Below are 23,764 nucleotides of genomic sequence, written 5' to 3'. Positions count from 1 at the left end.
CCCATATCCCGTCTCGCAAACAGGCGGTCGTGTGTGAGCCAAATGCTTCCGACGCAAATCGGGGGCGCCGCCGTCGGGAACGCCGCGTCTCGCAACACGGGTTTGAGCAAGCAAGATATTGCCGCCTTAACTTTGCAAGCTAGAACCTTAGCGCTTCATTCGTGTGGCTTGTTCCCCGAGAACGCATAAAGTGCCACATGCTCGCCACGTCCGCCCAATGGCTCTCGGCTTACCGCGACCCAGGCATGTTGTTGTTCTGCCTGCATCACGACCGTCTCGGAGGCAAGCAGCGTAGCATCGAAACGTTTGGTAGCCTGTTCTATCTTCGCAGCGACATTGACTGTGTCGCCAAGCACCGTGAACTCAAGGCGATGTTCGTCACCGACAAGTCCGTAATACATCTCGCCGCTGTGGATACCGATCCCGACGCGGATCGGCGGATCGAATCCGCGCTTGGTATTCCATTGGTCGACCAACGAAAGAATGCTTTGAGCACAGGTTATAGCGCGAGCGCAATCATCCTTCCGTGGTTCTGGGATACCGAAGACTATAAGAGCGCCGTCACCTATAAATTTGTCGATCACACCTCCTGACGCCTCGGTTGCCCGCATCACTCGTCGCCGAAACGAGGAGATGAAGACGGATAGTCTCGCGGGATCCAGTTTTTCTGCATAAGCGGTGAACCCGCGTATATCGACAAACAGGATCGTGCCCTGCTGCCGGCGGCCTTGCCGCCACGTAGTAACATCATTGTCCCCCACCAATGGCACGATTTCTGCTGGCAGGAAGCGAGCAAGGTTTGCGCGCTTGGCTGTCTCGCGCGCTATACGGATCAGAAGGCGGCGAGAACGCGCCATTGCCAACGCCGTTACTAGACCCATCAGCATCAGCATAACCGCGCGCATGATATAGGGAGGAAGCGAAAGAAGACGGCTTACCCCCTGTGCCTCAGCGGGGTTCGCATTGCCTGTCAGGCTAAAGCCAAGCCCCGCCGCAACGCTGACCACGGCAAGCATTGTTGCCGACGTGGCCCATAATTGAACGAGTGGCCTGTATCGAAGCGCGCCGACCGCGAGAAGCAAGGGCACGGCCCAGAGAGTTGGTATGATCACCACCCAATTGCCCGCCAGGCCGATGTCGTTCAGGGCAAAATAGAGACTGGCTCCTATAATCAATGCGTCGCCGGTAACGAGCGCAAAGGCCATCCAAGGCCTGAACTGACGGCTGATCACGAGCAGGAATGACGTGATGCCAAGGGCCAGAAAGGCCGCAACGGTAGTCAGCGCCGTTACGCGAAGTTGGGTCAAGTTGTACTCTTGGGCGAAGCCGGCGGTTTCGGAGGAGACGAGGAAACCACTCACAAACAAGGCAAGGCCCACTGTGATCCGAACCCATCCGATCGTGTATTCGGCTTCGTGCTCCGATTCCCAGAACGCGCGTTCGACGGATGTGCTCGTGAGGTCAGACCGGTGTGGATCAGAGCGAAATGCGTGTTGAAACTTCCACATGAATATATCCTTCGCAGGGCTTACCTCGCCGCAAGGTGGCTGGAGCGGTCGCCCATATTAGCTCGGCAGAACCGATTGCGTGAGGGGCGCAATGTGCGGCGAGATTTGCCCGACGAACTCAACCGCGACAGTTGCGGGGTTGGGTTTGCATCGCCGCAACCTGTCGGAAACCTATCCCTGGGTCGTCGCCTTCGCCTTCGGCCTGCTGCACGGTTTCGGCTTCTCCGGCGCGCTGAAGGAGATCGGATTACCGCAATCGGATGTGCCGCTGAGCCTCTTGACCTTCAACCTCGGCGTCGAGGCGGGACAGATCATCTTCGTTGCCGCGGCTCTGGCGGTTGCCTGGGCGGGGCGCGCGGTGGTTGGTTACCACGCCGCCTTCGCGCGCCGGGCAATCGCCTACGGCATCGGCACCAGCGCGATGCTCTGGTTCATTCCCATGATCGCCACTATGGCGATTTGATTGCTGGGGCGCAAATCGGTGATCCTCAAGTTTAAATTTCAGTTGTCATGTTCGGCGGATAAATTGGAGATGGAAGCATGAGCGAATTTCAGAACAAGGCCGTTCGGCTGACCGTGGCCTGCAGTGGCGCCGCATCGGTGACCAATCTTGGTGAATGTCAAAAGAGGTTCCTGGTTGCCGCCCTGGAACTCAACAACGCACTAGAGCAAGGATCAGATCAAACAGATCGTTCGTTAGTGGCAGCGGGATCCACCAGACGCATCGACCTCATTATCGGTGATCTCATGAAGGAGTTGGCGGTTGTCGGCCACTTGTTCGACATCGATATTATGCAAGCTGGACACAATACCCTTGATCGACGAATGGCTGAGATTAAAGGCGCACTCATTCGGCCTTGATAGCCTCGGCTGGAACGAGCGGCGAGGCGGCCGGCTTCCGATCCACCCGTCAAGGGGCCTGGTGACGATGGCGCCGACGTAGAATTGGTAAAAGCCGGTGACAGTCCAGATGAATCTCCCAAAAGTCTCGTCCATTTGAGCCGTCGGGTGCGTACCCGGTCCAGCAGTGCCGTTAGTTCATGGCGTGCTCGTCGTTGGTAAAATCCTCAAGCGCTGCTCCGCCGGCAAACATCATCGCGATGATGATCCAGGCGAAATACTCGCCCGGCAAAAGCGCGCCGCTCGTGGCCAGACCTCCGATCAATTCCAGCCCGAATTCGCCTCTTCCCGGGCTGGTTCCGGTCTCCGTGACCAGGCTTCAAGGATTGCCGTTCCCCCCTTATCCACGAGCTGAGGTCCGGACGGTCCGCGAGCGAGCCAAGCAAGCGCACCCGCAGCGAGGCCGCGCTCACCGCGACAAGCGCGCGTTTCGCGCCATCCTTCTTCATTCCACCGAAGTGCAAATGTTTGATGCCCGCCCAAGAGCCAGGTTCCTTAAATCGTCAACGCAGTCAGGCTCGCAGAGTGTCCTTTGCGGTTCAGCCCAACCGTTCTTCTTCGCAGGCCTCAGCGTACGATAAGGACCGAACAGTGCGCGTCCTGGACCACCTTCTTTGACACGCTCCCGAGAAGCATCCCCTTTAGGCGCCCAAGGCCTCGGCTTCCAACGACGATCAAGCTTGCGCTGATCTCCGTTGCAGTCTCAAGAACGGTTTCGGCGCAGTCGCCCATTTCCAGTCTAGCAGAGACATTCTCGACGCCGAGCCCGCGTGCCTCGTTGCGAGCTTCCTCCACAATTCTCTTGCCGACCGCCAGGGCACTCTCGTCGATGCCATCGCCCCGCGCATGTGAGAGTTCTGTCGGCCTCGACATTCCCGGGATCATGTTGCCGATGGGAAAGACGCGCCCGGAACCGGGAAGGCCGTTCGTTGCGCTTGAAAAACCAGGTGCAACGACATGGAGAACGGTCAGGGGCGCGTCAATCGCCTTGGCGAGCTTTGCGGCCATCATCACAGCGTCGCGCCCTTTGTGGGATCCATCGGTTGCTACAAGGATATGGTCCATGGAAAACTCCTCCCCGAGCAACCTCATCCATTATCAATCCGCAAGCATTGATCGTCGTCAAAGACAGGATCGAAGTTCGCTGTTCAAAAGTGAGACGGGTCAATCTCAGAGGGAGGACCCTTGGAGCAGTGCAAAATGGAAACGCTTATCCTTCGTCTGGGGCTCGCACTCGCAATTGGACTCCTCGTCGGGTTGGAGCGGGGATGGCGCGAGAGGGATGCGCCGGAAGGCAGCCGAACTGCCGGCATTCGAACCTTCGGGATTTCCGGCCTGCTTGGCGGTATCATTGCGGCCGTGTCGGAAACCCAGCAGAACCCGTTCGTTTTTGCTGCGGGTCTGCTGGGTTTCACGATGAGCTTGACCTGGTTCAAGTTACGTGAGGCTCGGCGCGATGAAGATTTCAGCGTGACCAGTGTCGTCGCCGGATTGTGCGTTTTTTCCTTGGGCGGGCTGGCGGTTGCGGGCGACTACAAGGCAGCAGCTGCCGGAGGAGCCGCACTTGCAGCGGTACTTGCAAGCAGAGAGCTTCTTCACAATCTCCTCAAGCGGCTAACCTGGCCGGAACTGCGTTCCGCTCTCGTTCTTGCGGTGATGACCGCCATCGTATTGCCGCTTCTGCCGAACCAGACGATCGACCCCTGGGGCGGCTTCAATCCCCGCGAGGTGTGGTTTCTCACGGTTCTGAGCGCCACTATCTCCTTCGCTGGATATGTTGCAACGCGCTTACTGGGATCGACGCGCGGGCTTCTTGTCAGCGGTCTTACGGGCGCGATTGTCTCCTCTACTGCTGTCACGGCAAGCTTTGGACAGAAAGTGCGCGCCGGGGAGCCGGCTTGGCCGCTGGCAGGCGCGGCAAGTGTCGCTGCGGCTATTTCATTGTTGCGCGTACTCGTTATCGTCCTTGCACTATCACCGCGGCTTCTTCCGCTCGTAGTGCCGCCGTTGCTGACGGCAGGTGTCGTATTCGTCGTGTGCGGGAGCCTTTTGATGATAAAAAGGGCGCCCGGTGCAGGTAAAGACGTCGATGCACGAAATCCCTTTGAACTTATGCCGCTCCTTATCTTTGCCAGTCTTTTTGCCGCCACGGCGACACTTGGCGCCGCAGTGGTGGCGAGGATTGGCAACAACAGCCTGATTGGCATTTCGGCGGCATCTGGCATCTTCGACGTCGACGTTGCCGTACTGACCGCGTTACGCTCCGTTGGCGGAGCAATGCCCTTGCCAACTGTCGGCGCCGCCGTGCTGGCAGCCGCGCTCGTCAATGCCGGGGGCCGAATATTCGTGGCGATCCTATCCGGTACAGCAGGATACTGGGTGCTACTCGGCCTCGTCTCGCTTGTTGCCGCAGCAGCCGGCGCCAGCGCCTATTTCTTGACTATGCAGTAGATTTGCCCCGGAGCCGCCATTTGTCGAATTCCATGGTGAAAAGGACAGAAGAGGCGGCAGTGAGAAGCATTGCCCACTCAGCCGGTTCCATCGGTGAAACCTGAAGGGTAATACTGACAAGCGGAACATGCATGGCGATGATGTGGAGACCCAAGGCTGCGGCAATGCAGAAGAGCAGGAGCGGGTTGCCAAACACGCCGAGCGCGAGCACGGATTTTCGTTCCGATCGGCTTGCAAAGGTCTGGAAATTTTCGAAGAGAACAAGCAGCAGCAAGAGCATGTTGCGGGCATCGCTTTCACTGTGGCCTTGTTGGAGAGCGAGGTAGAACATCGCGAAACCTCCGCCTCCCATGACAAGCGTCGTCTGGCAGAGACGGCGGATCATCACCCAATCGAATATTGGCTCATTCGGCCTGCGCGGGGCGCGTGAGAGTTCGTCGCCCTCAGGTCCTTCGCTTGCAAGAGCGACGTCCTGGATGCCGTTCGTGACAAGATTGAGCCAGAGGAGTTGCACCGGGAGGAGCGGCATCGGCAGTGCCAGGGCGGCGGCCAAAAGAAACAGCACGAGTTCCGCCGATCCCGTGGAAGCGAGCATGAAGATGACTTTGCGGATATTGGCGTAGGCGACGCGACCTTCCTTGATGGCACTGACAATTGACGCGAAATTGTCGTCCGTGATGATAATATCGGCGCTCTCCTTGGCGACGTCCGTGCCCTTGCGCCCCATTGCCACACCGATATGCGCGTGCTTCAGTGCAGGCGCATCGTTGACCCCGTCACCCGTGACGGCGACGAAGTGTCCGTTGCGCGAAAGCGCGCGAACGATCGCCAGTTTCTGCGAGGGAGCGATGCGTGCATAGATGCGGCCCCGGCGGGCGAGCGCGTCGAGGCTTGCGTACCCTCGCTCCTCGGCCAGGCTCACCTCTTCGCCAGTGACGACCTGATCTATCGTGAAGGTGAGGCCCGCATCAGCGGCGATCGCCGAGGCGGTCTTAGGATCGTCACCGGTGAGCATGACCACCTGAACGCCTGCGCCGTGGCAGTTGCGGATGGCTTCTGGCACTTCCGGTCTGATTGGATCCCGCATGCCGACGAGCCCCAGAAAGACCAGATCGACAAGGAGATGGCGGCCGAATCCGCCACTATCTTCGATGGCGGTTTCGCCTTCTGCAAAAGCCAGTACGCGCAGGCCTCGGGCCGCCATTTCTTCCTTCTGACGCAAGAGCCTGTCGCGGTCGATCGTTACCGCGCGGCCGTTCATCTCCATTCGGTCCGACATTGCGATGAGGGTTTCGGCCGCTCCCTTCACGAAGATGCGCAGCACGTCGCCATGTCGATGAAATGATGCGGCATATTTGATCTCCGGCTCATAGGGGATTCGGGCAACCAGAGGATAATTATCCTCAATCGACTCTCGCGGCAGGCCCGCCTTATGTGCGGCGGCCAGCAGCGCGACATCGACCGTGTCGCCAACAGTGGTCCACCCATCTTCACCCCTTACGAGCGATCCTTCATTCGGAAGCGAGGCAGCTCGAAGAAGGGCGGTCGCCCGATCACGCGCCTGGTCCGGGGACGTGTCTTTCCCGCGGATGTGACAGGACTCGATATCGGCATGCGTGTCGCAGAAAAGGTCGGTTCCATCGGGTAGGCGAATGTCGGTGACCGTCAACTCATTAAGCGTCAGTGTTCCGGTCTTGTCGGTTGCGATTATCGTGCATGACCCAAGTGCTTCGACGGCCGGCATGCGGCGAACGATGACGTGTTTCTTGGCCATCCGACGCATGCTGATCGCCAAGGCGACCGAGATCGCGATCGGGAGGCCCTCGGGGATTGCGCTCACGGCCAGCCCGACGGCCATCATGAACAGATCGCTCAGCGGCATGTCGCGGGCGACCCCGACAAGTATCAGCAAGACCACGACGGTTGCGACGACCAAGGCAATGAGTTTCGAAAAGCCCTCAAGCCGGATCAGCAACGGCGATTTCGCAAGGGGCGCCTTCCCGATATCGCTTGCGATCTTGCCGATTTCGCTGTTCTTGCCCGTCGCGTCGACCACGCCACGTGCGCGCCCGCGTGTGACGAGGGTACCAGCGTATACCATGTGGCGTCGTTGCTCGTCGCCTGTGATGGAAACCGGAGCTTGCGACTTTCTAACTGGCGACGACTCGCCTGTTAACAAGGACTCATCACAAAAGAGACCGTCAACCACGGTTAGTCGCATGTCTGCTGGCACGCGTCCGCCGGATTCCAGTGCGACCAGGTCGCCCGGCACAATCAGTCGTGTGTCGAGCTCGACCAAATGCCCGTCTCGCACAACGCTGGCTTTCCGTTGCTCGAGTTTGCGCAACGCCAATGCTGCCTGGCCGGCAGAGTGTTCCTGAATGGTCCCGACGATGGCGTTTGCAACAAGTACGATCCCAATAAAGGAAGCGTCCCTCACATCGCCTAGCAGAAGCGACACCAACACCGCGGCCAACAGAATGTAGATCAGTGGACTACGGAACTGGCGCACGAAGGTTACGGCCAGCGACCCTGCCCTCGGTTCGGGCAGGGCGTTTGAGCCGTATTTTGCCAGCCGGGTGTGGGCTTCCCCGCTCGTCAGCCCGGTATAGACGCTGGCATTCTCCTCATGCCGAGTGAGGCTCGGGGGCATCGTATCGGACATCATGGCCCCTTTTGGCAAAGTGCGAAGGTGCCTATTTGTCGGATACGGTTAGATAGTCCGTTACGCCGCTCACTCCTTTTGCGGACCAGGCAGCCTGCTCGGCCGTGATGCGCTCACGCGGGCTTTGGACTTTCCCGCGCAAGGTCACGTGGCTACCGGAGACTTCGACCTCTATGTCCTCGGCCTCGATTTCGGCATTGCGCCTCAAGGCCTCCTTGATGCCATGCCGGATGTCGACGACATCCATCCTCGGTCGAATTCTCAACTGATTATCGATGCCCGTTATACCGGAGAGTTGGCGTATCGAGTGTTCGGCCGCAGAGCGTTGGAAATACCAGTCAACGGTGCCGACAAGAGTGACGAACCCTTGCTCCACCTTGATCTGGATATCGTTCGGTTCGGAAATAGCCGCGCCCCAGTCGAGAATTTTCAAGACACGGCTTGCGATTTCGTCATCGGCGGCCTTCTTGTGCGCGGGCAACCGCACGGCGATTTCCTCCGCAATCGCGCGTACGCCCTTGACTCGTTGAGCAACGTGCTCAGCGGCGTGCTTTTCGGCAAAGCTGTGGACATGACCGGTCAGGGTCACGATTCCGTTATCAACCGTGACGCCGATGTTTGCGGCATCGATGCTGGGCTCATACTCGAGTTCGTCGAGAATATCCTGTCGTAAACTGATGTCGCTCATGGGGGTCACCTCCAAAGGTCTGCTCGTCCGGTTTGCGCCAAGAGTGTGCTCCATCATCGGCCATCGGTCTTTGAGGGGCATCAAAGCGCGGCGACACTCGAAGACTTAATTTCGAGAGGTGAGTTCAAGGAGGCGGATCATGATCGTCAAGGAAATGTCCCGCCACGACTGCAGCAGTGTCGTTCAGGAAGGCCATGTGGCGCGCCTTGCCTGTTGCCTGGACGACAAGCCCTACGTTGTCCCAATCACATATGCCTACTCCGGGAACTGCCTCTACGCATTTTCCATGCCCGGACGAAAGATCGACTGGATGCGCAAGAATCCCAATGTCTGCTTGCAGATACATGCAAGTTCGGGAGGCGAATGGAAGAGCGTCGTGATCTACGGGCGTTATCAGGAACTTGCCCCGACCGGTCAGTGGCACCGGGAGTACCTGCACGCCTGGTCCCTTCTCGAAAAGAGAGTAAACTGGTGGGAGCCAGGCGGCCTGAAACCGGCTCCGCAAGAAGTGTCCGGCCACTACCCGCACCTCTTCTTCAGTATCGATATACTCGAAATGACTGGGAGGGCGTGTTGTGCAAGTGAGACTTGAAACTGAAAAGGTGCGCCACTCGAGGCGGCGCACGTGTTGTCTTTTGTTCAGGTGGCTCAATGAACCATCAACACCGGCACTGCCGGGGACTCGATCATGGCCTTGGTAACGCCCCCGAACATGCGTTCGCGAACACGTGAATGGCCATAGGCGCCCATGACGATGAGGTCCGCCGCGGTGTCCAGCGCATGCTCCAAGAGCACCACGTTGACCTGGCGCCCGGCGCTCGGAAGCCTGTCCACGGTGACCTTGATGCCGTGCCTAGCAAGGTAGGTCGCAACATCCGCCCCCGGTTCTTCCCCGTTCCTCGCCGGCACAGCCTTGGGATCGACCAGCACAACGTTGACGCTGTCGGCGGTCTTCATCATTTCGAGCGCTTCGCGTGCGGCTCTGGTGGCTTCGATGGTGGAGTTCCATGCAAGGAGGATCTTTTTCGGCGCCAGCGTCACCGATTGGCGGTTGCCAGATAGAAGGACTGGGTGGGCCGAACCAAATAGCGCACCCTCAATCGCGTGCGAGCGAAGCCGCGAACTCGCCTTGAGGCTTGTCCCGATCAACGTCACGTCAGCGTACCGTGCCCGCTCTCCGATCTCATCCTCCGCCCACGCTTCCTCAGGGTAGCTCCCGTGGACATCAAACGAGATGCCAAGTGCTTCCAGGGTTGCGCGGGAATCCATAACGGCGTCGCCGAGTTTCTCGGTATCGCCGGCGCGCACGTCCAGCCACGCGACCGACATCGCCGCGAAGTCACCGAGGGGCACAGGGGCGGCAAGCTTCACAAGAAAAACGGACAGGTGCGCGTTCCCTGCCACGCAAAGATCTGCCGCGGTTCTCAGATCGATATCATAGTTTTCGGCATCAGCAACCAGTAGGACAGTCTTGTAGGTCATTGCTTGATCTCCCGAATTGATGTTTGGGCTATCAGCCAATCTACGCACGGTCTTACAAACGGCATTGACGGCAATCAAAGACCCATCCTCGGGAACTCAGCATTTCGCGACCATCGTCTGCCGCTGGCGCGGCTAGTTCGGAAGGGCTGGATCGAGGTCGAAACAGTAAAATACGTAGGATAGCTGTCCGGCCAGCGCCTCGCGCATTTCGAAGAAGTGGAAAATTTCCATGAAGGACGATGCAGGAACAGGTCGTGGATCATTTGTGGAATTGGCAAAACCGTTCAAATGGTTCGCAGGTTGACCACGTAGTGAGGATTGCGAACCGTCATCGCGGCGATCTCCTGTCTCCTCCCTCCATCCACAATACCGGGACTTGTGCCGCATGCAGACAGATCAGCCTGGTTTGCTGACGGACGAGATCCAGGCGACGGCATCAGTCGAGCAGTTCGCGAAGTCGCTTTGCGAGTTTTCTCGCCGTATAGGGTTTAAGCAGCCACGAAGCACCTTCGGGCAGCCTTTCTTCTGCGAGGCTCGGGGCCGCGTAACCCGACGTTACGAGTATCTTCATCTCCGGGCGGAATCTGCGAACGTGCTGGGCGAGCTCGTTACCGGTCATCCCGCCAGGCATGACCATGTCCGTAAACACAAGGGAAATCTCCGGGTGGTCTGCGAGGAGCTGAAGGGCTTCGGCGCCTGTCTCGGCCTCGACGACCCCATAACCGGCGTTTAAAAGACGCGCTACCACAACGCGGCGGACGCGGGCGTCGTCCTCGACTACGAGAATGGTCTCGTGTCCGTGTGGTATGGGCTCGGCTTGAGGATCCTTCGGCCAGTTTTCCTCGTCGGCCGGCGATATTCCTTTCGCCGCCGGTAAGAAAAGCCGTACGCTGGTGCCGTGGCCAGGTTCGCTATAAAGTTGGACATGGCCGCCTGATTGCTTGACGAAGCCATAAACCATGCTGAGACCGAGCCCGCTTCCCGCTCCGGTCGCCTTGGTCGTAAAAAAGGGCTCAAATGCGCGGCGCCTGACATCTTCCGACATGCCCACCCCCGTATCGCTGACGGTAACGAGGATATAGTGTCCCATCCGGGCATCTGGATACATAAGCACGTAGTCCTGATCGAGGCTCGCCTTCGACACCTCGATAGTGAGCCGTCCGCCCCCTCGCATTGCATCGCGCGCATTCAGCGCAAGGTTCAGAAGAGTGTTTTGAAGTTGAGGGACATCGACGAGTACAATGTTGTCAGAGCCACGAACCAATGTTGATAGTTCCACCGTTTCGCCCAGCGTTCGCCCCAGAAGATTCGCGAAATTGCAGATGAGACCGCCCACGTCGACGAGTTTTGGAGCAAGGGGTTGACGCCGGCCAAAGGCGAGCAGTTGCGCTGTAAGCTTTGCGCCGTCGTCGGCTGCGGCCTGTGCTTCTTGCAAAAGCTGCCTAAGGTCTTGATCCTCAAGGCGCGCCTCGATCATCTCGAGGTTGCCGGTTATGACCGTCAGCAGATTGTTAAAATCGTGCGCGAGTCCGCCGGTAAGTTGCCCGACCGCTTCCATTTTCTGTGCCTGACGCAACTCCTCATCAATACGTTGGCGGCTGGTCAGGTCCCGAATGAAGCCGGTAAAGATCCGGCCCCCGGCTGATCGGGCTTCTCCGACGGACAATTCCATAGGGAAGGTTGTACCGTCCTTGCGCCTGCCCGTCACAACTCGCCCTATTCCGATGATCCGACGCTCGCCGGTGCGCAGATAGTTATTCAAGTAGCGATCGTGCGCGTCGCGGTCCGGAGACGGCATCAGCATCTTCACGTTCGCGCCGCGCACCTCGCTCTCGGTGAAGCCGAACAGTCGTTCCGCCGCCGCGCTGAAAGAAGTGATCAGCCCCGTCTCGTCAATCACCACCATTGCTTCGGGCACCGTCTCAAGGATCGACCGAAGATGGGCCTCTCGCGAAACAAGATCGGCCTGGGCGTGTTTCAAGTTGGTGATATCGCTGTCAATCTGCACGATAAGATCGCTTTCACCGTTTGGAAGACCGACCCAGCGGCTCGCAACGAAGACCTTGCTTCCATCCTTGCGCTTTTGTGCCAGTTCGCCGGACCATGACCCGTGTCGTTCAACCTTCTTGCGGATGTTTTTGACTGGCTCTGGAAATGTCGTGGCGAGCAGGTGGTGGATCAGTTCACCTTGCGCTTCAGCCCGTGGCCAACCGTATAGTCGCTCGCAGCCTTTGCTCCAGTGACTGATCTTTCCGCTAGTCTCATGCACGATCAGGTTCGCGTCCTCGAGGAGACCAACGATTTTGCCGACCGTCGTTTGCGTCATCATCAACCGCCACGTGCTCAAGCGAAGCAGCTTCGCCCCATCCTGTTAGACATCGCAGCCGGACGAAGATCGCAATCCTCACCATCCGCGATCGATTGAAGCATATGCTTTTTCAAGACTATGATCGAGCGCCGGTCGGGCGCAGCGATGACACCGTTGCTCGCGAATTTCGTTATGGTGCGAGATACCGTCTCGATGGTCATGTTCAAGTAATCGGCAATGTCGAGCCGGGTCATCGGTAGATCGACGTGGTCGGTCCGTTCGGCGTCTCGGTCTCTCGCCATCATAAGCAGGAAGTTGGCGACCTTCTCGTCGGCGCTGCGTCGCGACAGCAACACCGCCTGGTCCTGGGCCGCAGTCATTTCGTCGCATAGCTTGGAAAAGAGCTGCGCTCGAAGGTGCGGTTGGCGTGCCACTTCGTCTTCAAAGCGACGACGGGGATATCGCCGCAATCTCACGTCGGTAATCGCTTCGACCGTATAGACGTAGCGGTCTTTAAGAGAGACACCCAGGAGATCACCGGGACGCAGAAAGCCTACGATAACCCTACGGCCATCGGCAAGCAGGCGCAATGCGCGCAGCATACCGTGTTCAACCTGAAAAACGAATTTGGCATCGTCCCCTTCCCAGAACAATGCTTGGCCCGGCACAGCCGCGATGATCGGTTGGAAACTGAAGACCGACGATAGCTCCGGGGGAGGAAGAGAGCGCTCCAATGCTCCAGGACCGCCCTGCATAGCTACTGATTGAAGGGTCATCGCGCATCCTCCATCTGACGCTGAGTGGGGGGATTTCAACATCTGTGCGTGACCCGGCATCGACGCGCCTGCAACAATTGGTGCTATAGTGTGACGGAATGTAACAGCACTTCGGGGGGAAGGTTATGGCAAACGCTCGAGACGAGCCGGAGCTTGTTCTTGTCGTGGATGACGATGCACGTATAAGGCAGATGTTGTCACGCTATTTCGAAGGGGAAGGCTATCGCGTCACCCTTGCCGGCGATGGTCGGGAAATGCGCAACAAGCTTGAGAAGGCTCATGTGGATATCGTTTTGCTCGATCTGGGGCTTCCCGGAGAAGATGGGCTGTCACTGGCCCGCGAGCTTCGTGCCCATTCCGACATTCCCATCATCATGTTGACCGGCCGGGACGACGTGGTCGATCGTGTGGTTGGCCTTGAAATCGGAGCCGATGACTATGTCACGAAGCCCTTCCACCTTCGCGAAGTTCTTGCGCGCGTGAGGAGCGCGCTTCGCCGTCGGCGGCCGCCTCCCGCATCGGTTCCTGAAGTCCAAACGAGCGAGACCTTTTGTTTCGAAGGTTTGCGTCTCGACGTCGCCTGTCGTCGGTTGACATCTAAGGACGGCGGGGAGATCGCCTTGACGACGGCGGAGTTCGACATGCTCTGCACCTTAGTGAGACATGCCGGCCGCGTCCTTAAACGCGACGTGTTGATGGACTTGACACGTGGCAGGTCACTGGAGGCTTATGACCGTGTGATCGACGCCCAGATAGCGAGATTGCGCCGGAAGATCGAAAGGGATCCGCGCCGCCCCGAACTGATCAAGTCCGTCCGCGGAGTGGGCTATGTGTTCAGTGCGCGCACCATGAAACAGGACGCTTAGGCTACCCGTCTCCATCGACCGCTCGCGCAGATTTCAGCGCAGCGGGATAACTATCCCGTCGGGCTCCTCATCACAGCTTCCGTTGGCAACCGGCCATCGATCCGGCGCAAGACTTGCGACATGAATGGCGCCGCAATGTCTATCGAACGCCATTGCGCTCAAGTATCGGAGCAGGGCACCGCAGACGCCACGCGTGTCGCCGGCGCTAGCTATGACAAAAACCGGAACGGAGAGATATCGGCCCAGTCGCTCATGATGCCTCACATGTAGAATGGCGATACCTTTGACGTAACCCAGCGAATTTTCGGCAACTGCAATCTCCTCGACAAAGGGGGAGGGGTACTTTCGCGCGAGAGCCGCCGCGCAGATTCGCCGCCATGCATCAAGGCCGATGTCGTAGCCCGCGGCGTCGATGAGACAGTAGGCCCGTTCGACCTGTGCTGCTTTGATTGGGGCGACGACATAGGCGGAAGCCATGATATCCTTCCCGATGAGTGGATCGGATTGAACCAACCGGGCGGCCCCGGACCTTGTTGCCGTGCGATTGCAGGCTCTTCTCCAGGATGGTGGCGCGGTTCACAATGAGGGCAGTTTTCCTGTGAACCGGGAAGCCGTCATTGACGAGCATCAATGCCGGCAACTGATATCTGTCTTTTATTTGTCTGAAATAACGCCTCAATAGGGAGTATGAGCCATGTCGGTCGATCTGCGCGGTCGCAGCTTGCTCACCCTTGGTGACCTAACCCCCGAGGAAATCCATTTCCTGCTTCGGCTCGCCACGGATCTGAAGGAAAAGAAGCGGATTGGCACCGAGGTCAGGCAATTGAGCACCAAGAACGTCGCGCTCGTGTGCGAGCGAGATTCGATCCACGCGCGCGCCGCCTTTGAAGTTGCAGCCCACGACCAAGGTGCGAATGTTACGTTGATTGGACCGTCAACCGGTTATACGCGACATCGGGAGTCGATCAAGGACAACGCTCGTTTCCTCGGTCGGCTGTATGATGCAATCGGATATATCGGGCATTCCCAAGCTGCCGTAGAAGAGGTCGCCAAATGGGCGCGCGTGCCTGTCTTCAATGGAATGACGGACGAGTCACACCCCATGCAGACTTTGGCCGACCTTGTGACAATGAAGCAATGCAGCGACAAGCCTCTCAATGACATGATCGTGGCCTTCCTTGGGGATGGACGCAGCAACGTCGCACGATCTCTGGCAGTGGCGTCCTCAAAGCTCGGCATCGACCTTCGCATCGTTTCGCCACCGAGTTTCTGGCCGGAAGCACCCTTCGTCGAACGTGTGACTTCGGTGGCAAGGGATAGTGGCAGCCAGATAACCGTGCTGGAGCACGTCGGTACCGGCATTCTCGGGGCTGACTTTATTTGCACCGCTCCCTGGTTTGCCGAGGGAGACGTTCGTTGGGCCGAGCGGGTGAGGCAGCTTGCGCCCTTTGCCGTTAGAGAGAATGTAATGGAAGCAACCGACAACCCGCACACAAAGCTGATGCACAGTCTACCCGCCTGGCACTGGCGGGAAGATGAGGCCGGCGCACGTATCGCCAAACGTTTCGGCGTCGAGTGTATGGAGGTGTGTGATGGTGTCTTTGAATCCAAATCCTCGATCGTATTTGATCAGGCAGAGAACCGCATGCCCGCAATCAAGGCACTTCTCGTGGCTACGCTTGCCGATTGATCGTGCCACGGTGCGAGCAGAGATCTTGCGGTTGAAGCAACCAGTTCCTGGGGGCCTCGCGCCCGACGACCAAAATGAGGCTTGTGCAGATGATCACTCAACCGCTCATTCGCTTTCATGGAGCCGCAGGCACCGTGACCGGTTCCTGCCAACTGATTGAGTTCGGCGCGACAAGAGTTCTTGTTGATTGCGGGCTGTTCCAAGGATCCAAAACGGAAAAAGAGCTCAACTATCGTCCGTTTCCCTTCGATGTCGACAGCATCGACGCCGTGATCCTGACGCATGCCCATATCGACCACTCCGGTCTCTTGCCGAAGCTCGCCAAACTTGGGTACGAGGGTCCAATTTTCGCAACACCGGGAACGACCGATCTGTGCTCCGTCATGCTGCCCGACTCTGCCCATATCCAGGAAAGCGAAGTCGAACAACTCAACCGCCGGAACCTTAGGCGTGGGCGGCAACCGGTGACGCCGATTTACAGCGCTCGTGATGCAGCTGTCGCGGTCACGCTATTCAGGCAGGTGCGCCTCGGCACATGGGAGAGGGCGGCTGACGGAGTACGCTTTCGGTTCTGGAACGCTGGGCACCTCCTCGGTTCAGCGTCAGTCGAAGTCGAGCTGGACACGTCCCCAACGCCCCTCAGATTGCTTTTTTCAGGCGACATCGGCCCACGTCACAAGCTTCTTCAATATGACGCGGCCGCACCGACTGGCTGGGACTATGTCGTTTGCGAAAGCACCTACGGCGACGTCGAGCGGGAAGACGCTACAGACGAAACCAGGCGGCGCATTTTGCGCACGGAAGTGCTGGAAGCAGCCCATCCAAATGGCGCGTTGATCGTGCCGTCCTTCGCAGTGGAACGAACCCAGGAGCTTCTCACCGATCTCGTCTACCTGATGGACACGGGCAAGATCGAAAAATGTCCCATCATCATCGACTCGCCTCTGGCGACGCGCGCGAGCGAGATCTTTCGAAGACACGTGCGAGAACTCGAGAACGGGGATCTGCTTGCCAAGGCTTTGCAAGCAAAGAACGTGCGGTTCACGGAGACCCCCGAGCAGTCGAAAGCAATCGATCACATGAAGGGCTTTCACATTGTCATTGCCGCAAGTGGAATGTGCGAGGCCGGTCGCATAAGGCATCGCCTGAAGAACTGGCTTTGGCGGGACGAGGGAACGGTACTCCTTGTCGGCTACCAGGCCGCCGGCACGTTGGGACGTATTCTTGAGGACGGTGCCTCCGTAGTGCGCATCCAAGGCGAGGACATTCGCGTGCGCGCACGCATCAGGAAGCTGGACATCTATAGCGGGCATGCCGATGGCAGGGAGCTTGCAGAATGGGTCCGGTCGCGCGAGCCGATCGGCGCCGGCGTATTCCTGGTGCACGGTGAAGATGCGGCTCTGGAGGGGCTGAGGCAACGGCTCCAGACATTCCTGCCGGGGGAGAAGGTGGTACGTCCGCGTCTGGATGCTGCATTCCGTTTAGAGGCGAAGGGAGCGGTCGAAGTATCCGAAGGCGTCGCCCCACCACGCATCGATCCACTTCGCACGGGGCGGATGGACTGGAACAACGATTTTCAATCGCTGGTACTCGACTTGCAAGCGGAATTGGCCAAGGCAGCCGACGACAAAGCGCGAGGCGTGGTCATTCGCCGCGTGCGGCGGGCACTGAACGAGGACGCTTGAGCCGCCGCGCAGCCAGCGACCAAGTGAATCGACCTGGAGCAGACACGTTGGACGCGATATCATCAACCGGCGAGCGCCATACGATCCTGATCCGCATCGATCAGTTGGCTCGGCTCTTCAATTCGCTTGATCCTACACCCTTCCATGAGCGGGACCTGGACGAGGATGCCGAGCGCTTCATTGTCGAATGGGCAGAGGAGGCTCCTAAAGATCGAGCAATTGCAATCGTCGTGCAGTTGCCCCCGGGGGAAGCCGACACGGCGGTCACACGTGTCGTCCAGGACGCGATGCGCTACAATTTTGAAAGTCGCGCCAAGCAAGCCAGTCGCGAGTTGCGTCAACTTCTGAGGGAGGGCCGGCGAGCCTTGTTCATCGGCGTCCCGATCCTCGCATTCAGCTTGATCGCAGGTCAGCTCGTGACCAATATCTCGGGCGAAGGCGCATTCTCGCGTGTCGCCAGCGAAAGCCTCGTCATTTTCGGTTGGGTGGCAAACTGGCGGGCGCTTGAGATATTTCTCTACGACTGGTGGCCGATCATGCGAAGGCGTCGGCTCTATCGTCGTCTGGCTGCAGCGGAAGTGCGGGTGCCGCCGTTCTGACATCCTGTTTTCCTTGATGCGCGTCAATGCGCGGGCTTGCATAGGTGAGATCCTAACATCGTTATCAGGAGTGCAGGATATGCAGAATTTCCTGAGGTTCTTGCTTGCCGCCGCGATCTGCGCGTTCGCCGCTTCGTCGGCCCCAGCAAGTGGATTTGACGCCGGCTTCTCTGACAGCCTGGCGCGAGTAAGGTCTGCAGTTGTCGGTATCAGCAGTACTGCCAGCCGCATATTGACGAACGACTTGCTGGACGATGCGAACGTGCGAAAGATTCTGGGCCTTCCGGATGGTGTTCTAATTGTGCAAAGCGGCGCCACCGTCACAGGCTCCGGTGTAATCATCGACAGCGAGCACGGTTACATCGTCACAAACAGTCATGTGATCGCCGATGCCGACGAGATCGAGGTGACGCTAAAGGATGGCCGCGTTCTGCAGGCCGAAATTGTGGGCAGTGATGGGTCAACTGATCTTGCCGTGATCAAGATTAGTGCACCGGGTCTAGTCGCTCTTGACTGGGGGCGTTCGTCCGATCTGAAGGTTGGCCATTTCGTGGCAGCCGTAGGCAGTCCGCTCGGCTTGGAGCAAACCGCAACTTTCGGGATCGTTAGTGGTCTGGGGCGATCCGGTCTAGGTATCGACGAGTATGAGGACTATATCCAGACTGACGCAGCACTCAACCCCGGAAACTCCGGCGGCGCGCTTGTCAACGCAGCAGGCGAGCTTCTGGGCGTGGTACGCGGGGTGCCTCCGCCGAATGAAGGCGCCCAGGGTATTGGTTTTGCCATTCCATCCGAGTTCGCGTCCAAAATCGTTCGCGCTCTCATCGAGGACGGGGAAATTCGGCGCGGATGGCTTGGTGTTTCAGTCACCCTTTCGCAGGTAGGTATCGACGCGACGCAAGATCTGGTCGTTGACCGGCTCTCCTGCAATTCGACGGCCGAGAGGCAAGGGGTGAAGCTCGGCGATGCCGTGACGGCGCTAAACGGCCACGCGGTCTCGACAGAGGCCGCTTTTAAGAATGCTGTCAGCCTGCTGGCGCCCGATGCGCAGGTCATTCTTGATATCCGGCGTGAAGGAAGGACGCGAAGATTGGAACTGACGCTTGCCGATGCCGCGAGTGTTCGAAGTGCTCCGGTCCATCGCGCCCTGGACACCGTGACCCTTGCTTTTCCGGTTTCATCGGCATCGCGCGCGTGTACGCCAAACGGGCCGGTTCTCTTGGAGGTGCCGTCCGACAGCATAGCATATGCAGCTGGGCTCAGAGCGGGTGACTATCTGACATCGATCAACGGAGAGCCGGCCGTCTCGTCGCCTCGTATTCAAGACCTGTTGGACGCCGCAAATGGCAAAGTTTCTTTCGATATCTTGCGCGCCGGCACAGCTTATCGAATTGAGGTTCCGTAAGCGCATTCATTCGACGATCGGCTATCGTAAAATCAGAGCGAGAGAACGTCATGAAATGGTCCTTAAAACTGGGCTCCGTCGCGGGGACCGAAATCCGCGTGCACGTAACATTCGCCCTGCTGCTCATTTGGATCTGGGTCATGCACTACCGGATCGGTGGTCCGCCGGCTGCCTGGGAGGGCATTGCCTTCGTCATCAGCGTTTTTCTCTGTGTGGTGCTTCATGAATTCGGGCACATTGCAGCTGCTCGCCACTTTGGCATTAAGACACCAGACATCACTCTTCTGCCGATCGGCGGGCTGGCGCGGTTGGAGCGCAACCCCAACAAGCCGCTTGAGGAGTTTGTGATTGCCATCGCAGGGCCGCTCGTCAATGTCTTGATCGCCGGTCTCGTCGTCATGGCCGTCGGGGGCACCCTCGGCTGGGACCAACTGGTCGCGCCTCAGGATCCTCGTGTTGACTTCCTGGCCCGGCTCGCGGGCGTCAATATCTTCCTGGTTGTATTCAACATGATCCCCGCGTTCCCGATGGATGGCGGGCGCGTCCTCAGGGCAGTGCTCGCCTGGCGCTTGCCGTGGACGCGTGCCACCACACTCGCGGCCCGGACCGGACAAGTCATCGCCATAGCAATGGGAGTCTTTGGCATCTTCTTCAACCCATTGCTCATTCTGATTGCCATCTTCGTCTATTTCTCCGCTGAGACTGAAGCGCAAGGCAGCGAACTTCAGGCACTCTCCGCCGGCACGAGCGTCTCTGACGTGATGATCACCGACTTTGCGACGCTGGATCCCCAGGCGTGTGTCGGCGAGGCCGTCGAGCTCTTGCTGGCAACCAGCCAGAGCGAGTTTCCCGTTTTGAACGAGGTCGGCCGGTTCGAAGGACTGATGACGCGCGAAAGCATCGTCCAGGCGATGAGAGAAGGGGGTGCTAACGCACCCGTGATCACGGTGATGCGTCGCGACATCCCTACGGTCGATGAACAGTGCCCAATCGACGTGACTCTGAGGCTTATGCAGGAGGCGAGCGCGCCTGCTGTGCCTGTAGTCGATCGCAGCCAACGCGTTGTCGGCCTCATGAATTACGAGACCATCGGGGAATTGCTGATGCTTCGCAACGCCGACGGGCGCTTTCAGCCGGGCAGCCATGTTCGCCGCTCGAGCTAGTCACATAGCCAATAGCTGTCTATCGCTCCACGACCGCAACCCCCTCGGCGATACGGTCACTCGGATAGAGAATGACCCTCTCTCCGGGGGGCAACCCATCCCGGATCTCCACCTCCAGGTTGTTACGGTGACCGACGACGACGGACCGCAATCGCGCGTGGCCTTCCACAATGGTGAAAACGCTCCATTGGTCCTTCTGCCGAAACAACGCGCCCAGGGGCAGCTTGAGGACCTGCCCCTCGAAAAGGATGATCTGAACATCCGCGCGATAGCCGTGGCCGAGCGCACGCCAACGAACTGGCGGATCCGCGAAATCGAGGACAACATCGACGCGCTGTTCCTCGATGCCGAGCGCCGACACCTCCGTCTGGCCAAATGGCTCGATCCGACGCACGATTGCATTGAGATCTTCCCCACCCCAATTGGTCACGAACGCCTTTTGACCTGGTTTGAGCTTGACGGCGTCCTCCGAGAGAAGATTGACGAGGATCTCCATGTCATCTGGATCGCCGATCTCCAGCAAGGGGGTGCCCGCGTCGACAACGCCTTCGCTTCGGCGCATGACCCTTAGGACGACACCATTCACGGGCGCGATCAACGCAACACACTCGCAAGGTCCGCTCCGGCTCCTGATTTCCTGGCGCGACAGTAGCCGTGAGCGTGCTTGGCTAAGCTCATGGCGTCTGACGTTGAGCGCTGCCTCCGCCGTGGCTAGGTTGGCTTGGGCTACGTTGTAGACGCGCTCCGCATCGTCAAGAGTCCGCTTCGAGATCGTGTTGCGCGCCATGAGCTGGCGCGCGCGGCCCCGTTCTGCCTCCGCAAAGGCGAGGTCCGCCTTCGCCTTGTTGAGCTCGGCGGCCGCGAGGTTATAGGCGGCGCCCGCGGCTTCCACCGCTGCTCGTTGCTCCGCTTCCGTTCTCACGTCCAAAAATGCTGGCGCTGCAGGCTCGATCTGACCGAGCAAGGTTTCTCCTGCCTTGACATGATCGCCAGCTTCGGCGGTTATGCGCTGCAGTTGGCCGCGAAGGGGCGCATGAAGTGTGTAAACTTCGCGCACGCGAGTTTCCCCTTCCTCGTCGACCGTCACACGCAGCGGGCCGGTCTTCACTGTCGCAAGGTCCACCGGAACCGGCTGGGGTCGCAGCGCATAGACGAGGCCGACTACCAGCAGTACCGCCAGACTTCCCCAGATTGCCAGTCGCTTTCGTGCCGTGCGCACCTTCTACTCCCTCGATTTCAACGCGCCGATCAAATCCAATTGATCGAGCCTCCGGCGTGCGACTGCGGCGCAGACCAATGCCGAGACAAGCATGATGATGGCGGCTTTGCCGTAAGTTGCATCGTGAAGCACGAGCGGCACACGGTAAAGTTCAGTCTCGAAGGCGCTCGTCATCCACCACGCCAGGCCAAAGCCGATCGCGGCGCCAAGCGGAACGGCGAGCCATGTGAGCAAACCGACTTCTCCAAGAAGGATGTAAGAGGTCTCCCAGCGCGTGAAACCGAGTATGCGCAATGTTGCAAGCTCCTGCGCTCGCTCGGAGAGGGCGATGCGGATTGAATTGTAGGTTACCCCGACGGAGAGCGTCATCGAAAACACAACGAAGAAGCCGATGAAGATGAAGATCGTCTCGCCCATCGTTTTGTAGAAAGTATCGATGGCAGCGCGGCGAAACTGAATGGAGGCTATGTCAGGCATGTCCTTGAGTGCTGCCATGAGGCCGGATCGGTCAGCCGTGTCGATGCGGATGTGCAGACCGCTTGCAACACGGCCGTCTCCGGCAAGGCGATTGAGCGCGCTTATGTCCATGTAGGCGGGCTTGCCGATGTAGGTCTCGAACACTTGAACCACGCACACGCTGACTTGAGCTTGGCGCCCCTCCAGGAGCTTGATGATGACGCTATCGCCGATCTCAAGTTGGAGCAGTTCGGCGAGCTTGCGAGAGACGACCAGTCCGCCAGGCGGGACTTCGAGGCGCCCGCGCGAAACGTCGAAGACGGGACTAAGGAGAGCGTCACCCGGTACGCCGATTATGCCCTGGCGCTCGGCAAGATGCCCGTGGCTGATGCGAGCGGACACGTAACGATAGGGCTCGGCCGAAAGCACGCCATGGAGGTTCTCGAAGTCCCCGACGGTCTTGAGAGGGTGGGGTTCGTTGAAGGCGATCGTCGCATCCTGGTGTTGCCCGCGTTCGAATACGGTTTCGGCAAGAGAGTCGATTGCGTCCACCCATTGGAGAGCCATGATCATGACCGCCGTCGACATCGCAAGTCCAATGCTTGTGAGCAATGCACGCCCCGGCCATCTAATGATCCGACGCAGGATCATGCGGGTCGGCTCGTCGATTGTTCCGGCGAACGCGGTACGCGATGCGAACATGCGCCGATAAACCGCCGGCGAGGGGGGCTTCATGGCCTCAGCCGGCGGAAGCCGAACGGCACGATAGGTCGCCGTGAGGCTGCCTGCGAACGCTGCAGCCACACTGATTGTACCGGACACGACGAATCCGGCCGGGCCAGGCCGATAGAGCAGGAAGGGAAAGCGGTAGAATTTGGTGTAGAGTTCGGTGTTCCAGTGGCCAAGCCATGCGCCGATGAGCGAACCGATCAGGATACCTGCAGTTCCTATTGCGAGCACGAGTTTGAAGTAATGCCATCCGATCGTCCAGTTTGTGTAGCCGAGGGCCTTCAGCAGGCCGATTTCCCGGCGCTCGGTATCGATGAGGCGTGCCATCACCAGGTTCGTTAGGAAGGCGGCCACGGCAAGGAATACGGTCGGCATGACCCGAGACAGGTTCCTCTGTTGCGCGATTTCACTTTCGAGGAACCAGTTTGAAGTCTGGTCGGCCCGACTGTAGGCACCGACGCCACCGTTTGGCCCAAGAATGTCATCGAGCCGTCGAATGACATCGTTGACGTCAGCACCTGGCAGCAGGCTGAGCGCAACGCTATTGAAGGAGGCCTTAAGGTCGAAAGCGGCTGCCAAGGCGTCTCGGCCCATCCAAAGAATGCCGAAGCGCTCGTCATCCGGCATCAGTCCCCCCGGAGCGATCGCGTACACAAATTCAGGGCTGAGCGCGGTTCCCACGATCTGCATTGTGCGCTTGCGACCTCGCAAGATGGCTTCGAAACTGTCGCCGGGCTCCAACCGATGGGCTTCTGCAAAGGGCTCGCTGACGACAACCTCGTCAGGTCGGGTGGGGTCGACCAAACGTCCCGAACGGAGCACGAGCGCATTTAAGAGCTGGGGCCCCCGGTCGGGCAGGGAGATCACTTGCGCAACGACTGGCTCGAGATACCCGGCAACGTTGAGGATGGCACGCTCGTCGATCCGTGTTTCCACAAGCCTGACACCAGGGATCTCCGCGATGTCCCGGCTGCGGTATTCGGGCACGCGTTTGGCGTGAGCGAAAATATCGGCAAAGCGGGTCCGCTCGTAGTAGGCGGTTGTCGTTTCCTCAAGTGCTTCGATGGTTGTCAGCGACATGATCAGCAGTGCCGTGCCTGAGGCGATCACCAACGCGATTGCCAGAAGTTGAACCTTCATTCTCCAGAGCTGTCGTAGTAGCTTTCGATCGAGG

General features: G+C 58.9%; 21 protein-coding genes. 10 read left to right on the top strand and 11 right to left on the bottom strand.

Going from position 1 to position 23,764, the window contains the following annotated elements:
• Positions 1-155: 155 nt before the first annotated feature.
• Complete coding sequence (locus tag AC3WWH_RS29295; protein ID WP_058320669.1) at positions 156-1,508, bottom strand: adenylate/guanylate cyclase domain-containing protein; 1,353 nt, start codon at positions 1,506-1,508, stop codon at positions 156-158.
• Positions 1,509-1,653: 145 nt separating this feature from the next.
• Between AC3WWH_RS29295 and AC3WWH_RS29290 the strand changes: the two genes are divergently transcribed.
• Positions 1,654-1,971 (top strand): HupE/UreJ family protein, encoded by a 318-nt coding sequence (locus AC3WWH_RS29290; RefSeq protein WP_492377353.1) that lies wholly within the window; start codon positions 1,654-1,656, stop codon positions 1,969-1,971.
• Between the two features lie 77 nt (positions 1,972-2,048).
• Positions 2,049-2,369 (top strand): hypothetical protein, encoded by a 321-nt coding sequence (locus tag AC3WWH_RS29285; protein WP_058323785.1) that lies wholly within the window; start codon positions 2,049-2,051, stop codon positions 2,367-2,369.
• A gap of 172 nt (positions 2,370-2,541) precedes the next feature.
• Here AC3WWH_RS29285 and AC3WWH_RS29280 read toward each other — a convergent pair whose 3' ends face one another.
• Entirely contained in the window at positions 2,542-2,673 is a 132-nt protein-coding gene (locus tag AC3WWH_RS29280) for a hypothetical protein (protein ID WP_280938348.1), read from the bottom strand.
• 302 nt (positions 2,674-2,975) lie between these two features.
• Positions 2,976-3,473, bottom strand: coding sequence for a universal stress protein (locus AC3WWH_RS29275; protein WP_063891523.1), 498 nt, complete (start codon positions 3,471-3,473; stop codon positions 2,976-2,978).
• 135 nt (positions 3,474-3,608) lie between these two features.
• Between AC3WWH_RS29275 and AC3WWH_RS29270 the strand changes: the two genes are divergently transcribed.
• Complete coding sequence (locus AC3WWH_RS29270; protein ID WP_058323783.1) at positions 3,609-4,859, top strand: MgtC/SapB family protein; 1,251 nt, start codon at positions 3,609-3,611, stop codon at positions 4,857-4,859.
• Here the strand turns inward: AC3WWH_RS29270 and AC3WWH_RS29265 are convergent.
• Both AC3WWH_RS29265 and AC3WWH_RS29260 read right to left on the bottom strand, forming a co-directional pair.
• Positions 4,849-7,524 (bottom strand): cation-translocating P-type ATPase, encoded by a 2,676-nt coding sequence (locus tag AC3WWH_RS29265; protein ID WP_058323794.1) that lies wholly within the window; start codon positions 7,522-7,524, stop codon positions 4,849-4,851. The two genes, AC3WWH_RS29270 and AC3WWH_RS29265, sit on opposite strands and share 11 nt — an antisense overlap.
• A 31-nt stretch (positions 7,525-7,555) precedes the next feature.
• Positions 7,556-8,212, bottom strand: coding sequence for a BON domain-containing protein (locus tag AC3WWH_RS29260; RefSeq protein ID WP_058323782.1), 657 nt, complete (start codon positions 8,210-8,212; stop codon positions 7,556-7,558).
• Between the two features lie 139 nt (positions 8,213-8,351).
• Here AC3WWH_RS29260 and AC3WWH_RS29255 point away from each other — a divergent pair, with 139 nt between their 5' ends.
• Positions 8,352-8,804, top strand: coding sequence for a pyridoxamine 5'-phosphate oxidase family protein (locus tag AC3WWH_RS29255; RefSeq protein ID WP_058323781.1), 453 nt, complete (start codon positions 8,352-8,354; stop codon positions 8,802-8,804).
• Positions 8,805-8,860: 56 nt separating this feature from the next.
• On the opposite strand, the gene AC3WWH_RS29250 is transcribed toward AC3WWH_RS29255, so the two are convergent.
• From AC3WWH_RS29250 to AC3WWH_RS29240, 3 genes are all read right to left on the bottom strand, one after another.
• Positions 8,861-9,694: a universal stress protein gene (locus AC3WWH_RS29250; protein WP_058323780.1), complete on the bottom strand. Its 834-nt coding sequence runs from the start codon at positions 9,692-9,694 to the stop codon at positions 8,861-8,863.
• Between the two features lie 436 nt (positions 9,695-10,130).
• Positions 10,131-12,020: a hybrid sensor histidine kinase/response regulator gene (locus tag AC3WWH_RS29245; RefSeq protein ID WP_113398973.1), complete on the bottom strand. Its 1,890-nt coding sequence runs from the start codon at positions 12,018-12,020 to the stop codon at positions 10,131-10,133.
• Positions 12,021-12,037: 17 nt separating this feature from the next.
• The gene (locus AC3WWH_RS29240) at positions 12,038-12,778 is read right to left on the bottom strand and encodes a Crp/Fnr family transcriptional regulator (protein ID WP_058323779.1); all 741 of its coding nucleotides are present in this window, start codon (positions 12,776-12,778) and stop codon (positions 12,038-12,040) included.
• Between the two features lie 125 nt (positions 12,779-12,903).
• Between AC3WWH_RS29240 and AC3WWH_RS29235 the strand changes: the two genes are divergently transcribed.
• Positions 12,904-13,644 (top strand): response regulator, encoded by a 741-nt coding sequence (locus tag AC3WWH_RS29235; RefSeq protein WP_058323778.1) that lies wholly within the window; start codon positions 12,904-12,906, stop codon positions 13,642-13,644.
• Between the two features lie 33 nt (positions 13,645-13,677).
• On the opposite strand, the gene AC3WWH_RS29230 is transcribed toward AC3WWH_RS29235, so the two are convergent.
• The gene (locus AC3WWH_RS29230; protein ID WP_058323777.1) at positions 13,678-14,121 is read right to left on the bottom strand and encodes a hypothetical protein; all 444 of its coding nucleotides are present in this window, start codon (positions 14,119-14,121) and stop codon (positions 13,678-13,680) included.
• Between the two features lie 217 nt (positions 14,122-14,338).
• Here AC3WWH_RS29230 and argF point away from each other — a divergent pair, with 217 nt between their 5' ends.
• The 5 genes from argF to AC3WWH_RS29205 all read left to right on the top strand — a co-directional run bounded on the left by argF (position 14,339) and on the right by AC3WWH_RS29205 (position 20,186).
• On the top strand, positions 14,339-15,334 hold the full coding sequence (argF, locus tag AC3WWH_RS29225) for an ornithine carbamoyltransferase (protein ID WP_058323776.1): 996 nt from the start codon (positions 14,339-14,341) through the stop codon (positions 15,332-15,334).
• Positions 15,335-15,423: 89 nt separating this feature from the next.
• A complete protein-coding gene (locus AC3WWH_RS29220; RefSeq protein ID WP_058323793.1) occupies positions 15,424-17,019 on the top strand; it encodes an MBL fold metallo-hydrolase in 1,596 nt (531 codons plus the stop codon).
• Between the two features lie 47 nt (positions 17,020-17,066).
• Complete coding sequence (locus AC3WWH_RS29215) at positions 17,067-17,618, top strand: hypothetical protein (protein WP_245299233.1); 552 nt, start codon at positions 17,067-17,069, stop codon at positions 17,616-17,618.
• A 79-nt stretch (positions 17,619-17,697) separates the two neighbouring features.
• Positions 17,698-19,023, top strand: a complete 1,326-nt coding sequence (locus AC3WWH_RS29210; protein ID WP_058323775.1) for a S1C family serine protease — start codon at positions 17,698-17,700, stop codon at positions 19,021-19,023.
• A gap of 50 nt (positions 19,024-19,073) precedes the next feature.
• Positions 19,074-20,186: a site-2 protease family protein gene (locus AC3WWH_RS29205; RefSeq protein WP_058323774.1), complete on the top strand. Its 1,113-nt coding sequence runs from the start codon at positions 19,074-19,076 to the stop codon at positions 20,184-20,186.
• Positions 20,187-20,205: 19 nt separating this feature from the next.
• Here AC3WWH_RS29205 and AC3WWH_RS29200 read toward each other — a convergent pair whose 3' ends face one another.
• Both AC3WWH_RS29200 and AC3WWH_RS29195 read right to left on the bottom strand, forming a co-directional pair.
• Entirely contained in the window at positions 20,206-21,405 is a 1,200-nt protein-coding gene (locus AC3WWH_RS29200; protein WP_058323773.1) for an efflux RND transporter periplasmic adaptor subunit, read from the bottom strand.
• Between the two features lie 3 nt (positions 21,406-21,408).
• Positions 21,409-23,730, bottom strand: coding sequence for an ABC transporter permease (locus AC3WWH_RS29195; protein ID WP_245299232.1), 2,322 nt, complete (start codon positions 23,728-23,730; stop codon positions 21,409-21,411).
• Between the last annotated feature and the right edge of the window lie 34 nt (positions 23,731-23,764).

This window comes from Ensifer sp. EB106-03-01-XG145 (genome assembly GCF_058792075.1).
The sequence above is the reverse complement of the archived record's forward strand: the minus strand, read 5'-3'. Positions and strand labels throughout refer to the sequence as shown.

Bases quoted from the DNA above. Each gene is read 5' to 3' on its own strand.
- AC3WWH_RS29295 (WP_058320669.1), bottom strand. From the start codon at position 1,508: ATGTGGAAGTTTCAACACGCATTTCGCTCTGATCCACACCGGTCTGAC.
- AC3WWH_RS29285 (WP_058323785.1), top strand. From the start codon at position 2,049: ATGAGCGAATTTCAGAACAAGGCCGTTCGGCTGACCGTGGCCTGCAGT.
- AC3WWH_RS29275 (WP_063891523.1), bottom strand. From the start codon at position 3,473: ATGGACCATATCCTTGTAGCAACCGATGGATCCCACAAAGGGCGCGAC.
- AC3WWH_RS29270 (WP_058323783.1), top strand. From the start codon at position 3,609: ATGGAAACGCTTATCCTTCGTCTGGGGCTCGCACTCGCAATTGGACTC.
- AC3WWH_RS29265 (WP_058323794.1), bottom strand. From the start codon at position 7,524: ATGTCCGATACGATGCCCCCGAGCCTCACTCGGCATGAGGAGAATGCC.
- AC3WWH_RS29260 (WP_058323782.1), bottom strand. From the start codon at position 8,212: ATGAGCGACATCAGTTTACGACAGGATATTCTCGACGAACTCGAGTAT.
- AC3WWH_RS29255 (WP_058323781.1), top strand. From the start codon at position 8,352: ATGATCGTCAAGGAAATGTCCCGCCACGACTGCAGCAGTGTCGTTCAG.
- AC3WWH_RS29250 (WP_058323780.1), bottom strand. From the start codon at position 9,694: ATGACCTACAAGACTGTCCTACTGGTTGCTGATGCCGAAAACTATGAT.
- AC3WWH_RS29245 (WP_113398973.1), bottom strand. From the start codon at position 12,020: ATGACGCAAACGACGGTCGGCAAAATCGTTGGTCTCCTCGAGGACGCG.
- AC3WWH_RS29240 (WP_058323779.1), bottom strand. From the start codon at position 12,778: ATGACCCTTCAATCAGTAGCTATGCAGGGCGGTCCTGGAGCATTGGAG.
- AC3WWH_RS29235 (WP_058323778.1), top strand. From the start codon at position 12,904: ATGGCAAACGCTCGAGACGAGCCGGAGCTTGTTCTTGTCGTGGATGAC.
- AC3WWH_RS29230 (WP_058323777.1), bottom strand. From the start codon at position 14,121: ATGGCTTCCGCCTATGTCGTCGCCCCAATCAAAGCAGCACAGGTCGAA.
- argF (WP_058323776.1), top strand. From the start codon at position 14,339: ATGTCGGTCGATCTGCGCGGTCGCAGCTTGCTCACCCTTGGTGACCTA.
- AC3WWH_RS29220 (WP_058323793.1), top strand. From the start codon at position 15,424: ATGATCACTCAACCGCTCATTCGCTTTCATGGAGCCGCAGGCACCGTG.
- AC3WWH_RS29210 (WP_058323775.1), top strand. From the start codon at position 17,698: ATGCAGAATTTCCTGAGGTTCTTGCTTGCCGCCGCGATCTGCGCGTTC.
- AC3WWH_RS29205 (WP_058323774.1), top strand. From the start codon at position 19,074: ATGAAATGGTCCTTAAAACTGGGCTCCGTCGCGGGGACCGAAATCCGC.
- AC3WWH_RS29195 (WP_245299232.1), bottom strand. From the start codon at position 23,730: ATGAAGGTTCAACTTCTGGCAATCGCGTTGGTGATCGCCTCAGGCACG.